The organism is Chryseobacterium kimseyorum, from assembly GCF_025971945.1.
Taxonomy (GTDB): domain Bacteria; phylum Bacteroidota; class Bacteroidia; order Flavobacteriales; family Weeksellaceae; genus Chryseobacterium; species Chryseobacterium kimseyorum.
This window is the reverse complement of sequence record NZ_JAPDHW010000014.1, coordinates 13,676-27,664: the sequence shown is the minus strand read 5'-3', so window position 1 is coordinate 27,664 and position 13,989 is coordinate 13,676. Positions and strand designations below refer to the sequence as shown.

Here is a 13,989-nt window from a genome sequence, read left to right as displayed (position 1 = left end):
ATGATTTTAAGTATACACAACCTCAGTCTTCCATTTGAAGATCCTGTTCTCAAATTTTTGTTGGTTCTGATCATTATTTTAGCAGCGCCGCTTCTTTTAAATAAAATTAAAGTTCCCCATCTTTTAGGATTGATTATCGCCGGAGCCGTCATTGGCCCGAACGGTTTTAATGTTCTCGCAAGGGACAGCAGCATTGTGGTTACGGGAACAACAGGCCTGCTCTACATTATGTTTCTCGCCGGACTCGAGATCGACATGGGTGATTTTAAGAAAAACAAATGGAAAAGTCTCACATTCGGTCTTTACACCTTTCTTGTGCCTTTTGTTTTGGGATTTGTGGGCGGATATTATATTTTAGATTTCTCTGTCTTAACCTCTATCCTTTTTGCCAGTTTATTTTCTTCTCATACCCTGATCGCCTATCCTCTAGTCAGTAAATTAGGAATTGCAAAAAACCTGTCTGTTAACATTACGGTCGGCGGAACAATGATTACCGACGTTCTTGCCCTTTTGGTATTAGCCATTATTGTTGGAATGTCGCAGGGTGATGTGGGAACCGCTTTTTGGGTGAAATTATCGGTTTCATTTATAGTTTTTGCACTGATCGTTTTGCTGGTTTTCCCGATTATCGGAAGGTGGTTTTTTAAGAAAGTGGATGACAAAATTTCACAGTACATTTTCGTATTGGTAATGATTTATCTGGCCGCGTTACTAGCTGAATTGGCTGGTGTAGAAGCGATTATTGGGGCATTCTTTGCAGGTCTGGCTTTAAACAGACTGATTCCTCACACATCTTCACTGATGAACCGCGTGGAATTCGTTGGAAACGCGATTTTTATTCCTTTTTTCCTGATCAGCGTAGGAATGCTGATTGATTTTAAAGTATTTTTTAAAAGCTGGGAAACGTTGGAAGTTGCAGCCGTGATGCTGGTCGCATCCATTGTTGGGAAATACGTTTCTGCGGTGGCCACCCAAAAAACATTTAAGCTTACAAAAGAAGAAGGTAAACTTATTTTCGGATTAAGTTCAGCCTCTGCAGCTGCAACTTTGGCAGCGGTGATGGTCGGTTACAACATTATTCTCTCTGAAAGTGAAACCGGGGAACCCGTAAGATTATTGAACGAGCACGTTCTGAACGGAAGTATTTTATTGATTTTAATCTCGTGCACCGTTTCATCTTTCGTCTCCATGTCGAGCGCTCAGAAAATTGCTGAAAGTGACAATGAAGATACTGTTTCAGGAAATAATCACGAGGAGGAAAATATTCTTTTGGCTTTAAATTATGACAACACCGTTGAGAGAATGGTGAATTTGGGGATTTTAATTAAAGCTCATTCCAATACCGAAGACTTTTTTGCTTTAAATGTCATCAATGAAGATAAAAATGAATCTTCTGTAAAAAATGCCGAAAAACTTCTGCATCAGGCAACCGACACTGCAGCTTCGGCGGACGTAAAACTGCAGGCTTTAAAAAGATATGACAACGACGTCATCAATGGCGTCAACAATGTGATCAAAGAACAGAAAATTACTGATCTGATTATCGGGTTGGAGGATGAAAAAGGTTTCTCAACTTCGTTTGCGCATAATCTGTACAACGGATATCTGCAGAATGATGATGTGAATGTTTTCGTGTATCACGCTGCACAGCCGCTTTCAACTATTAAAAAGTATGCTGTAATGATTCCTGAAAATGCACACAAAGAAGCAGGATTTTTCCATGCTCTAGTCCGTGTTTGGAATATCGCGAGAAATTCGGGCGCCACGATTGTATTTTATGCTCCTGAAAACATTCTGGATATTTTACAGAAAATCATTAAAAAAGCAAACATCGAAGCTGAGTTTATCATTATGAATACTTGGAGAGACGGCGAAGAAACAGCAGCCCAAATCAAAGAAGATGAAGGGTTGATAATTTTTATGGCCAAACGAGGAATGCAGTCTTACATCCCAAGAATGCGACTGATTCCTGAGCTTTTAAATGGAAAACTTCATGATAATAATTATTTACTGATCTTCCCATATTCAGAATTTAAACAGGACATTACCGAAAGGCGTTCTGTAGGAAATCATGACGATTTCATCGAGATTGGAAATGTGATTAAGAAGATTTTTAAATAAAAAAAATGGATTATAAAACTCATTTAATAGTGTCTGTCCAAAATTTAATTAAAACTGAACAAATACTATTTACAAGCGCACTAAACCTTTGTATGTTTGGAGAATTAAGAAAATTAGACGAAGCTTTTAATTCAAGTGATGAAGTTGTTTTTAATCTGGAACTTCTAAAATCAGTAGATGACCCGAACGTAAAGCATTTGGTTGAAATTATTGAGTATTTACAAAAGAAAACTCAAGCTTTAATAAATTTAAATCATCTTAACGAAAATGACTTGACTAATGAATACAATTTTTAGTATTGAGATAACAGAAAAAGATTTACAAAATGAAAATTACAATTTTCAACGAACATTGACAGAAAAATTAGGTGAAACTGATTGCGATTTTAATCAAAATATCATCAATGAAATTGTTTTGTGGAAAAAGTCAATAGATATTCTTCTTTAGATAATGAATCATTCAATCTTTTAAATCAAATAAAAAAAGAAGACACCAATATCAATATTGATATAACGAAGGTGATTTTAGCAAAACTTCTTTCAATAAAAGGAATTCAGTTAGCAATGGCTTCAACAATTTTGAGGTTTAAAAATCCAAACATTTATCAAATCATTGATCAAAGAGTTTACAGATTTATTAAAGGGGAAAATTTGCCTATTTATTTCCCAAATATTGAGCGACAGATTGAGCTTTATGTAGATTATTTAGAAACACTAAAATCTGTTTGTATAAATAACAATATTGATTTTAAAATTTCTGATAGAATCATCTATGAACTCGATAAAAAGCACAATAAAGATGAGAAAATTAGATATTAAATTCATAAAATAAAAAAAGCACAGCTCATGAAAAAAACACTCCTCATCTCCATCTCAGTCGTCATTCTCATTATCTTATCAATAGTGGTTTACTGGAATCTCCCAATTGAAGTCACCAGAAAATCGGACATTAAATTTGGAACTGAATTAATTGAAAAAATTGAAAATTACAAAAAAATCAATGGAAAGCTTCCTGAAACCAATGATTGGCAGACTTTAGAAAAATTAGGATTTAAAAAAGATGAATCTGCAAAGCCCACCTACACCGCAGATGTAGATGGAAATTATGAGCTCGTTTACATCGATGGTTTCGATGGCCCGTATTTACTTTGGAATTCACAGGAGAAAAAATGGACAGTTGATTTTCCTAAAATTTTTCAATAATAAAAAAAAAAGACTGCCCAAAAGCAGTCTTTCTCATTATATTTTTAAAAAAAATCTTAAGCAATCACTCTCACCATCGCTTTCACTTCTATTAATTTTTCCATCAGCTCTTCTCTTGAGTCCGCTAAAACATTGATGTGTCCCATTTTTCTGCCGGGTTTGGTTTCTGTTTTTCCGTAAAGATGAACGTAAGTTTCAGGAAGTTTTAAGACTTCTTCCATGCCTTCATAAATTACTTTTCCTGAAAAGCCCTCTGCACCGACCAAATTCAGCATGCCGCTGTAAATAATGGCGTCGGTGTCGGCTAACGGTAAATTTTTCACCACACGGTACATTTGCTCAAACTGCGAATTGGCATTTCCCTCCTGACTTTGATGTCCGGAATTGTGCAGTCTCGGAGCAGTTTCGTTCACCCAGACTTTCCCTTCTTTGTCTAAGAACAATTCAATAGCAAACAATCCCGGTGAATTTACAGCATTTAAAAATTTCTCGGTGATGGAATCTATTTGATTTTCAATTTCTTCACTTAAGAAAACCGGACAGATATTAAAATCAAGCAAATTTAATTTCGGGTCGGCAACCATTTCTGTTACTGGGAAAGTCTGTGTTTCTCCGTTTTCGTTTCTGGCTACAATTACAGAAAGTTCCTTATCAATATCAACCAGTTTTTCCAGAACAGAATCCTGAGTCCAGAGATTTTTCAGGTCTTCGTTGGTGCGGATGACCTGTACACCTTTTCCGTCGTAACCGCCAGTATTCAGCTTTTGTACGAAGGGCAGTGCGATTTTAATTTCATCTTCCGTTCCATCCATAATTTCAAATTCAGGACTTGGAATATTATTTTCTTCATAAAATTTCTTCTGAAGAATTTTCTGTTGAATTGTTTTAATAATAGCAGAATTCGGAACTACCTTCACCCCTTGATTTTCAAGTTCAGCCAAAGCGTCTGCGTTCACGTGTTCGATTTCAATCGTTACCACATCTTTATCTCGTCCAAAATCCAGAACGGTTTCGTAATCATTGAAACTTCCCTGAGTAAAATATGAAATATTGTGACAAGGTGCATCAGCAGCCGGATCTAAAGTGTAAAATTCATCATCATACTTCAGCGCTTCCTGAATCAGCATTCTCCCGAGCTGTCCGCCTCCTAAAATTCCTATTTTCATTTTTATTTGATTTATTTTTTAAAATTTAATTTGATTAAACTGCTTAAAGTTTTAAAATAATCTAAGCCAAAATCAATTCCTTATTTTCAGCTTTTACTTGATTTTATCAAGCATCAGGTAACCCAGAAAAGTGTAATTCTGCTGATCTTCAACCTCTGATTTTCTGATTTTCAGAGAATAATTCTGCTTCATTTCTTCAGGTAAAATTTCATTCACACTGAAAATATCATCAATATCAACCCCGAATTTTTCATCGATGTGACTTCCGGCACCTTTGAATCCCATGGTCTGATAAAATTCTGTCGCTTTTGATTTTTTTACGACTTCACCCAGCGTTTTCCCCACCATCAGATGTTGCTCGTGGAACTCTTTGAAATGGTCTGCCTTGTAACCTCCCATATTGACGAAAAAAAGTTTTTCCTCATTCTCAAAGCTGTTTTTAGGCTCTACCAAAATCTCGTATCCATCAGCAAACTTCACTTCCTGATACGCGTCAATGTGAATCTTTCCCTTAGCTTCTGGCCAGAAATCCTTTATAGCGGGTACCAGATCTTTTAAAGTTTCTGCAATTCCGAAAAACACATCGTGCTGTTCGATATTTCTACCTTTGGGCGTAGCTCCGAGAATGATATAAAATAACTTCATTTTTGAATTTTACTTTTGCAAAAATACGGCAAAAAATAATCCTGAGTGAATGTTTGCATGAAAACGGCAGTACTTTTACCATAATGAAATCTGAGAATCGTAAATCTTTGTAAAAAGGATTGTTTTCATCTTGTCCAGTTGCTTACTTGATTTGGAAACGAAAAGATTTACATTTTAAAATTTAAATACACTTTTTGCGTTAGATGAAAAACTTCTCAATAACACATGAAACTTCTATTAAAAACTGCTTCAATAGCACTGCTCCTTTTGTCGGAAAAATACTATTCCCAATCTGATTACTCTTTGGGAATTACGGTAGGTTCAGGCATGAATATTTTTAAAAATAATCTATCCACTGACAAAATCCAGTTCAGTTCAAACAAACCTTTTTCATTTTATTTTGGAGGAAAACTGGTGAAAAATTTAGACGACAAAAATAAATTGTTCGCGGACCTTCTGATCACAAGAAAGAAAATAGAATATGAGTATAACCTCATTGAGTCGGAAATTCCATTTACAAATAAGGAAATCTTTGGACAGAAATATGACTGCATTTCAATTTACGTCGGATACAGAAGATTATTTCCATGGAGGGAAAGCTTCATTTATGTCGAAGGAAGTGTGGGTGCCGATTATAACAACAATGTAATGAGCTACAACAGGGGAAATGGCCAATCGCAGGATGCCTTTACCGAAACCATTTACTATGAAGGTTCTTACAACAGCAATATTGGTGAGAAAAGCTATACGATCAGTACAAATATAGGATTTGGTTTCAATTTTGGGTTAAGAAATCAATTTGACTTAGGAATATCGATGAATGTACCGTTTCAAAAAATTCAAACCAAAGAATCTGATTTTCAATACACATGGAGTTATAAAGGTAAAGAATATGTACACCAGCTGAAATATTTGGGGAATATTTATTACCCGAGTTTAAGACTTACGTATTATGTTTTTTAGGGATTTTTATTTATTTCATTTGCAAAAAATTCATTCTTTTAAACCGTTAAAATTTAAATTTAAACAGAACCAAAACGGCTTATACCAGCTTTCACGCTTCATCAAAGATGACAAAAAATAATCTTGAGTGAATGTTTGCCTGAAAACCTCAAAGGTTTTATATTTGTAGCATGTCGGAGATCATTATTCTTTTTCTTGGCGCTATCTCAGCAGGTCTTTTAGGTTCACTTACAGGTTTGGGAGGAGGAGTTATCATCATCCCTCTGCTAACGCTGGGTTTTGGCGTTCCGATGCATTACGCAATCGGTGCTTCACTGATTTCCGTTATCGGAACTTCTTCCGGAGCAGCAGTCGCTTTTGTGAAAGAAGGCTTTACCAATATGAGAATAGGAATGTTTCTGGAAATTGCCACCACTGCGGGAGCAATTGCCGGCGCCCTCGTTTCAGGAATGCTGAATCCGAATACCATTGGAATTATTTTCGCAAGCATTCTCCTGCTTACCGTTGTTTTAAATTTAAAAGGAAAACCAGACCATCAGGAACCGCGTATTAAAGGAACTTTAGAAGACAAATTAAAACTCTACGGAACTTTTCCGGATAAAGGTGTTCTGAAAAGTTACTCTGCGAGAAATACAGTTCCGGGATTTTTTATGATGATGTTTGCCGGTGCGATGTCCGGACTTTTAGGAATTGGTTCCGGTGCTTTGAAAGTGTTGGCAATGGATAATATGATGAGGTTGCCGTTTAAGGTTTCTACCACGACGAGTAATTTTATGATTGGCGTAACTGCCGTTGCGAGTTCATTAATTTATTTCCAGAGAGGTGAAATCATACCCGTTATCGTTGCTCCGGTTTTGGTAGGCGTTGTGGTTGGGAGTTTCATCGGTTCAAAAACTTTAATGGTTTCTAAAACGAAAAAGCTGAAAACATTTTTTGCCATCGTGATTACGATTCTTTCAGTGTATATGATGTATAACGGAATTAGAAACAATTTCTCATGAGAAAGAATTTCACTGATGTAGACCTGAACCGTTCCGTTGGAAATCTCCTCCGTTTAGGCGTAATTTTATCGGTTATCACTTCCCTGATTGGTTTTATTAAACTGTTCATGGAAGGTTTTAAAATGCCCCGAAAATACAAGCTTCTCGACATGGGAACATCTTCGGAAAAAGTCTGGAGTCATTTCTGGGAAACATTGTGTAAAGGCGAAGGCATGGCCATCATACAATTGGGAATTCTGATGCTGATTTTCACGCCTTTGATGAGAATTATCTTTGCTCTGATTGGATATTTAAAAGAAAAAGATTACACTTATGTGATTATTTCATCCATCGTGCTGGCGATTATGGCGGTGAGCTTTTTTACGGGTTATGCGCATTAAAATTTGATATTTGAAGTTTAAGATTTGAAATTTGTGTAGGCTCAAAAACTCTTTCTTATTTAAGTGAAACGGCTTTGTGAAACAGATGCAGCATTATTGTAGAAAAACTTGTTGCACTCTGTGTTCAAAATAGTAAACCTCACTCTTCATAAAACTCCAGCGGCAATTGATCAGGATCCTGCGTAAAGAAAAACTCTCTTCCGGTAAATTCATCGATGCGGATTTCTTCGCAGTTCAAACCTTTCTGAATTAATTCTTCACGTTTTACATTCACATTTTTAACGGAGAAAGCCAGGTGTCTTAAGCCACACGATTCCGGTCTTGAAGGTCGTTCAGGAGGATTTGGAAATGAGAATAACTCAATCACATAATGATCTCCAATCCCCAGATCCAGTTTGTAGGACTGTCTTTCTTCACGGTACACTTCACGCAGAATGTTTAAACCTAAAATTTCGGTATAAAAGTTTTTTGAGACTTCATAATCTGAGCAGATGATGGCAATGTGATGTATTTTCATTTTTAATTATTTATTGCAATTTGTCCTTCTGGTATCGATTAAATACTGAATTTTCCAGACCTCATTCTGTTTCACCAGTTGAAAACTGTTCGCGCCACAGTGCGAAAATTTTCCTTTAAAATAAAATGAATAAGGTGTGAAAACGCTTGCCAGATTTCCATCAATATGAATGGCTTCAAACTTGATCTTTTCCTCTGCATCATTCTTTGATAACTTTGAAATTGAGTCTATAAAATCTTTTACTTGATCAGTTTTTAGAGTATTGTTTTTTGTAATGGTCTGCAGAATTGCTTCCTCAGCAAAAACAGATTTCATCATCACAGTATCGGCATTTTTCATTCCGGTAAAAAGCTTTTCGACACTTTCTTTAACAAGATCTTTTTCGGTTGTCTGAGCAAAACAGAAGGAAATGCAGAACAGAAAGATGAAGGAAATTTTATACATAGATTACCGTTTTAAAATTTAAAATTAATAAATAAATGATTGCATTCATAGTTATTAACAAAGTTTAAATAAAAACAGATATGAAGTTGTGCAAATTTATCTTATTTTTATCTGTTTATTTTATGATATATGTGGGAAACTTACCTTGTTTTAAGTGCTTTATTGCTGATTTTAACCGTATTACCTAAAATTCCAAGCCCGCATTGGATTTTCCGCTTTCCCGATTTTGGTAAAATTCAGATTACTTATTTTACGATCATCACTTTTATTTTAGGATTTATTGTTGAAAGAACAGAATATTTCTGGTATTTGCAGGGTTTGCTATTGGCGATGATTATTTTCCATGGTATCACTCTGATCAAATACACACCACTGTATAAAGTCAAAAAGCACCCACGAACTGAAAATTCTTCTAAAAAATACCATTTCATCTCTGCCAATGTGTATCAGTTTAATACAGAATTTGATAAATTCATCAGCCTGATTAACAGAAATAAGCCTGAAATGTTCCTGACTATGGAAAGCAATGGCGATTGGGAAAAAGCACTGCAGGTTGTGGAAAAAGATTATCCCTATCAACATAAAGTGACGCTTGAAAACACGTACGGTATGCATTTTTATTCGAAAATGGAAATTGAAAATGCAAAAACTCATTTTTTTGTCGCTGATGACATCCCGAGTATTGAAGCGCATTTGAAGACTGAAGACGGTTTTGAATTTGTGTTTTTTGGTGTGCATCCGCCACCGCCAAGTCCAACCGAGGAAGAAACTTCAAAAGAACGCGACGGTGACTTACTGAGCGTGGCAAAACGTGTGAAAGACATTCATAAACCTGTAATTGTGGTGGGCGATTTTAATAATGTTGCATGGTCAAAATCATCTATTCTTTTCAGAAAAACAAGTCATCTGATTGATCCCCGTGTAGGTCATGCTTTTGTATCTACGTTTCATGCCAAATCACGCCTACTGAGATTCCCGATTGACCTGATGTTTCACAGTGAAGATATTTTTATTAAAGATTTAAAAACACTTGAAAATTTCGGTTCAGACCACCTTCCAGTTTATTGTGAATTTTTTATCGACCATCATAATGACGATCAGGAAGAACGCGTAGAACAGGCAGATGCTGAAGAAATTGCCGAAGCTGAAGAAATTATTGAGGAAGGAAAAAAAGAAGACGGAGAACGTGATGCGGTGGTGACTGAGGATTGATTTGTTAACGCGTTTTATTACGTTTTAAAAGTTTGTCATTCAATTTAATCTAGGCCGGTCAAAATCATTTAACTATATAATTTTAGAAATTTAAATCAGGACGAATATCTTCTTAAATCACTTCGATTTTTTTTTCAGGAAAAGACATTAAAGCTGTTTAGATTCCTACGGAATGACAAACAAAATATGTATTTAAGCAATAAATTGATTAATAATCCATCACAAAAATATCAAGTTAATGCAAAAAAAAGCAGACCTAAGTCCGCTTTTGTTAATATTGAGATTACTAAAATTTCATCACATCCTTCACTACTCCATTCTTCTGAGTGTGTTGCAGTAATTCACTTTCAATAAAAGATTTTATTTGTTCTTCTGACCCATCATTTGGAAATAAGAGGTGAACGTTTGCTCCTGCATCCAAAGTGAAGAATAATGGCAGTTCTGTTTCTCTTCTGAAATCCCAGATTTTATTGATGACTTCTAAGGTTCCGGTTTTCATTAAAATAAAAGCAGGATCACTCATCATCATCATCGCATGAAGCGTCAACGCCTCGTGTTCCACCAATTTAATAAAGCCCGTGAGATCACCGCTCTTCAAGATTCCTTTCATCGGAACAAAGTTCTCTCTCGCTTCCTGAAATCTTCTTTCAGCGTAAGGATTGGTATTCATCAAACCGTGTCCGACTGTTGAAGAAACACTTTTTACGCCTTCATGAATCAATAAAACCCAGTCATTGAAATCTTTGAATATCGGATGAATTTCGTCATCAGCATATTTTACGGCAAATAAATCTGAACTTCCGTTTACTTCATCAGATTCTCCCCACACAACCAATCCGTTGTAAAGGCTTCTGCATGCGCTTCCACTACCTAATCTTGCTAAAAATGATGCTTTTTGTAGCGATTCTTCTTCAGAATTTTTACCTGAAAATGTTTCATCTAACTTCATCAGACATTTGGCGATCGCACCAAAGCCTGAAGCTGAACTTGCAATTCCTGAACTGTGGGGAAAGGTGTTCTCCGTTTTAATGATATATTTCCCTTTTAAAATCCAAGGGAGATACTGTTCGATATTTTTAAAATATTTTTCTATTTTTTCGGCAAAATTCACTTCTTCATTTCCGGACAGAAAAGTCTGAACAGAAAATGATTCATTGGCAAAAAATTCAATTGTTGTATTGGTTTTACAGTGATTTAAAGTGTAGCTGATGCTTGGATTGGCGGGAATCTGATCTTTGTATTTTCCCCAGTATTTAATCAAGGCAATATTAGAAGGACAGCTTTCTGAAACTGCTGTTGATTGTATATTAAAATTTTCTTTTCCCAAGAATTCTTGTGTTGTCATAATTTAAAATATAAAAATTTTATTTTTTTGTAAGCGACTATTTACGCATCTCACAAAATTGATTTCGCCCTTTCAGGGCTGATTTTATAAAATCTAGTTTATGTAAGCATTGAGCCTCATCCAATGCTGTTGATTACCGCCCTTTCAGGGCTCGCTTAAAACTTAATACATTTTTTCAATTAAATCGGCATATTTTTTCAGAACCACAGCTCTTTTCACTTTCAATGTCGGCGTTATTTCCCCGCTGCTGATTTCAAATTCTGAAGGCATTAAAGTGAACTTTTTCACCTTTTCATAATCCGAAAGTTCGTGCTGCAATTCTTTTATTTTATCTTTATATAAATCAATGATTTCTTTCTTCTGAACGGCGTCTTCCCAATTGGTAAACGGAATATTATTTTTGCTCACATAATCCTTTAAAAACTCAAAATTCGGAACAATCAGTGCTGAAACGAACTGTCTGCCTTCAGCTATCAGAACAATCTGACTGATAAAATTATTATTCGTCAGAACATTTTCGATTTGTTGTGGTGAAATGTATTTTCCGTTGGACGTTTTCATTAAATCCTTAATTCGGTCGGTAATGAAAAGATTTCCGTGGTCATCAAACTTTCCGGCATCGCCGGTTTTAAACCAACCATCCTGCGTGAAAACTTTTTCAGTTTCTTCAGGTTTTTGGTAATAGCCTTTCATCACGCCATTTCCTTTCGCCTGAATTTCGTCGTTTTCACCAATTCTGATTTCAACGCCTGGCAAAGGTTTTCCACAAGATCCATGCTCGAATTTCGTAAATGGAAACGCTGTTAGAGTTGCGGTAGTTTCTGACAATCCGTAACCAACGGTTACATGAATTCCTACCGACTCGAAAAACTGAGTAACTTCCGGTGACAGAGAAGCTCCGCCACAAGGCAGAAACCACAGTCGGCCACCAATTTTCTGTTTGATTTTACCAAAAACCAATGTTTCCGCTAAAGATTCTTTTAATTTTAAACCAAAAGGAATCGCATTATCTTTTCTTCTGAGCTCGGCGGTTTCTTTACCAACTTCCAAAGCCCAATTGAAAATTTTCTTTTTTAATGATGACGATTCTGCCGCCATCTCGTTGACTCCGGCATAGATTTTCTGAAAAAATCTCGGAACTGCACACATCATCGTTGGTTTTACCTCAACCAATGTTTTTGCAATATCTTTCGGATCTTCCAGAAAGTATACTCTTGCGCCACCATACAAACACAGTAAACTCCAGCATCTTTCGAAAACGTGAGTAAGAGGCAGGAAGGCTAATGAAAGTTCCTCCTCGAAATTTTTAAACTTAAAAAATTCAAAATGAGCATCGAAAGCCTTGATGAAATTTCCGTGCGTAAGCATCACACCTTTCGGCGTTCCGGTAGTTCCTGAGGTATAGATAATCGTTGCCAAGTCATCAAACTCTTTTTTGACAATCTCAAGTTTCGGGGAAGATTTGGCAATGAAATCTTCTAAATAAAAAGTGTGTTCTTTTTTTACCCAAACTGCTTTTTTAGAAACGATAATAGTCTGAAGACTGTTTTCTTTCTGAACAATTTCAAAAGAGGCATCATACTGAGCCTGATTTCCAACCAAAATAATTTTCGCCTGAGAATCATTGATGATGTATTCTGCCTGTTCGGCATTATTGGTAGAATAAATGGGAACCGTAATGGCTCCGATAGACATTGCTGCCAAATCAAAAATCAGCCATTCTGCAGAATTATCTGCGTAGATGGCGACTTTGTCGTTGTCTTCTACTCCGTTATTTTTTAATGCGTTTGCGGTTTTGTAAATAATTTCGCTGAATTTTTTCCAACTCAATTCTTTCCATCCTTCTTTCTTTTTAAAACCAACAGCTGATTTATACGGATGTTTTTCAGCATTTTTACTGATAATTGCCTCTGCAAGATTCATTACTTATTAGTCAGCTTTTTGTCGTTAATATAATTGTTGAGATGAAAATCTACGCTTTCCTGAACGGGAATAAATTCAAAATTTAAAACTTCTTTCACTTTTTTATTTGAAATAACGCTTGAAGAAGTCACCGCTTCAATATTGGTTTTGGTTGCCATTTTCAGTTGCGGAATCAACCATCCAAAAAAGATGTTAAGCCATCTTCCCGTATTGAGGATTCCGTTGGAAAGAATGCTCGCATCTTTCAAACCTAATTTTCTTCTGATCTGGTTCCCGATTTCTGTATATTTTTTGTTTTCAGAGATCAAAATAAACCGTTCTCCGAATTTATTTCTCTCCATTAAATCAATGGCGATTTTTGCAACATCCCGAACGTCTACATAGTTTGATCCGCCAGAAAATGTAAAAGCGTTTTTCTCAAAGGTTGGAAATATATCGCCGCTGCTTTTTCCCCAATTTCCGGTTCCGATAATCATTCCGGGATTGATGATAATAGTATTTAAACCTTCGGCAGAAGCTCTCCAAACTTCCATTTCAGAAAGATATTTTGAAATGGCATACGCCGAATGCTCAATTTTAGGATTAAAGTCTGAATCTTCATCCAACTCTCTCTGATCATTAAAACTATCTAAAACCGCAATCGAACTCACATGCATAAATTTCTGAACACCGGAACCCTCGCAGGCGAAAAGTAAATTTTCTGTCCCTTTGATGTTGGTGTGATTCATTTCCTTTTCATCTTTTGGATGAAAACTCACCTTTGCAGCGCAGTGATAGACTTCGGTAACATCTTTCAGGGCAGCTTCGACTGCATGAATATCATCAAAATCAACATCGACCCATTCACATTGCCTGAAAAAAGCTTCGGAATTTTCAGTGTAAAACTGATAAGAATGTCTTACTTCGCTGATGTTGCTAGACGGTCTTTTTGCAGCACGCACTTTTTCACCTTTTTTCAAAAGTTCCAAAACGATTACTCTGCCTAAAATTCCTGTAGCACCTGTTACGAAAATCATGCGACAAATATAATGAAAAATCCTGCTTCATTTCTGAAACAGGACTTAAGATCA

General features: G+C 36.0%; 15 protein-coding genes. 8 read left to right on the top strand and 7 right to left on the bottom strand.

Translation table 11 applies throughout. The annotated features are described in order from the left end of the window. From OMO38_RS16465 to OMO38_RS16450, 4 genes are all read left to right on the top strand, one after another. Entirely contained in the window at window positions 1-2,121 is a 2,121-nt protein-coding gene (locus OMO38_RS16465) for a cation:proton antiporter (RefSeq protein WP_264751279.1), read from the top strand. A gap of 5 nt (window positions 2,122-2,126) precedes the next feature. Continuing rightward, window positions 2,127-2,417: a hypothetical protein gene (locus tag OMO38_RS16460; RefSeq protein WP_264751278.1), complete on the top strand. Its 291-nt coding sequence runs from the start codon at window positions 2,127-2,129 to the stop codon at window positions 2,415-2,417. 120 nt (window positions 2,418-2,537) lie between these two features. After that, window positions 2,538-2,939 carry a hypothetical protein gene (locus OMO38_RS16455; RefSeq protein ID WP_264751277.1) on the top strand — a complete coding sequence of 134 codons (402 nt, stop codon included), beginning with the start codon at window positions 2,538-2,540 and terminating at the stop codon, window positions 2,937-2,939. Between the two features lie 27 nt (window positions 2,940-2,966). Next, window positions 2,967-3,323, top strand: coding sequence for a hypothetical protein (locus OMO38_RS16450; protein ID WP_264751276.1), 357 nt, complete (start codon window positions 2,967-2,969; stop codon window positions 3,321-3,323). A 56-nt stretch (window positions 3,324-3,379) separates the two neighbouring features. On the opposite strand, the gene OMO38_RS16445 is transcribed toward OMO38_RS16450, so the two are convergent. Both OMO38_RS16445 and OMO38_RS16440 read right to left on the bottom strand, forming a co-directional pair. Then, on the bottom strand, window positions 3,380-4,489 hold the full coding sequence (locus OMO38_RS16445; RefSeq protein ID WP_264751275.1) for a 5-(carboxyamino)imidazole ribonucleotide synthase: 1,110 nt from the start codon (window positions 4,487-4,489) through the stop codon (window positions 3,380-3,382). A gap of 93 nt (window positions 4,490-4,582) precedes the next feature. After that, window positions 4,583-5,134, bottom strand: coding sequence for a DUF1543 domain-containing protein (locus tag OMO38_RS16440; protein WP_264751274.1), 552 nt, complete (start codon window positions 5,132-5,134; stop codon window positions 4,583-4,585). Window positions 5,135-5,359: 225 nt separating this feature from the next. Between OMO38_RS16440 and OMO38_RS16435 the strand changes: the two genes are divergently transcribed. From OMO38_RS16435 to OMO38_RS16425, 3 genes are all read left to right on the top strand, one after another. After that, window positions 5,360-6,097 (top strand): hypothetical protein, encoded by a 738-nt coding sequence (locus OMO38_RS16435; RefSeq protein WP_264751273.1) that lies wholly within the window; start codon window positions 5,360-5,362, stop codon window positions 6,095-6,097. Between the two features lie 170 nt (window positions 6,098-6,267). Then, on the top strand, window positions 6,268-7,098 hold the full coding sequence (locus tag OMO38_RS16430; protein WP_056031008.1) for a sulfite exporter TauE/SafE family protein: 831 nt from the start codon (window positions 6,268-6,270) through the stop codon (window positions 7,096-7,098). Further along, window positions 7,095-7,478, top strand: coding sequence for a DUF1634 domain-containing protein (locus OMO38_RS16425; protein ID WP_056078532.1), 384 nt, complete (start codon window positions 7,095-7,097; stop codon window positions 7,476-7,478). Before OMO38_RS16430 ends, OMO38_RS16425 begins: the two co-directional genes overlap by 4 nt. Before the next feature lie 139 nt (window positions 7,479-7,617). Here OMO38_RS16425 and gloA2 read toward each other — a convergent pair whose 3' ends face one another. Together gloA2 and OMO38_RS16415 are read right to left on the bottom strand one after the other, a co-directional pair. Next, on the bottom strand, window positions 7,618-7,995 hold the full coding sequence (gene gloA2 / locus OMO38_RS16420) for an SMU1112c/YaeR family gloxylase I-like metalloprotein (protein WP_264751272.1): 378 nt from the start codon (window positions 7,993-7,995) through the stop codon (window positions 7,618-7,620). Window positions 7,996-8,001: 6 nt separating this feature from the next. Next, the gene (locus tag OMO38_RS16415) at window positions 8,002-8,439 is read right to left on the bottom strand and encodes a nuclear transport factor 2 family protein (RefSeq protein ID WP_264751271.1); all 438 of its coding nucleotides are present in this window, start codon (window positions 8,437-8,439) and stop codon (window positions 8,002-8,004) included. Window positions 8,440-8,568: 129 nt separating this feature from the next. Here OMO38_RS16415 and OMO38_RS16410 point away from each other — a divergent pair, with 129 nt between their 5' ends. Continuing rightward, window positions 8,569-9,651, top strand: coding sequence for an endonuclease/exonuclease/phosphatase family protein (locus OMO38_RS16410; RefSeq protein WP_264751270.1), 1,083 nt, complete (start codon window positions 8,569-8,571; stop codon window positions 9,649-9,651). A gap of 286 nt (window positions 9,652-9,937) precedes the next feature. Here OMO38_RS16410 and OMO38_RS16405 read toward each other — a convergent pair whose 3' ends face one another. The 3 genes from OMO38_RS16405 to OMO38_RS16395 form a co-directional block, all read right to left on the bottom strand. Next, on the bottom strand, window positions 9,938-10,996 hold the full coding sequence (locus OMO38_RS16405; RefSeq protein ID WP_264751269.1) for a diphosphomevalonate decarboxylase: 1,059 nt from the start codon (window positions 10,994-10,996) through the stop codon (window positions 9,938-9,940). A gap of 162 nt (window positions 10,997-11,158) precedes the next feature. Further along, window positions 11,159-12,919 (bottom strand): AMP-dependent synthetase/ligase, encoded by a 1,761-nt coding sequence (locus OMO38_RS16400; RefSeq protein ID WP_264751268.1) that lies wholly within the window; start codon window positions 12,917-12,919, stop codon window positions 11,159-11,161. Continuing rightward, window positions 12,919-13,935: an NAD-dependent epimerase/dehydratase family protein gene (locus OMO38_RS16395; RefSeq protein WP_264751267.1), complete on the bottom strand. Its 1,017-nt coding sequence runs from the start codon at window positions 13,933-13,935 to the stop codon at window positions 12,919-12,921. The genes OMO38_RS16400 and OMO38_RS16395 overlap by 1 nt, the downstream gene beginning before the upstream one ends. Window positions 13,936-13,989 lie beyond the last annotated feature (54 nt).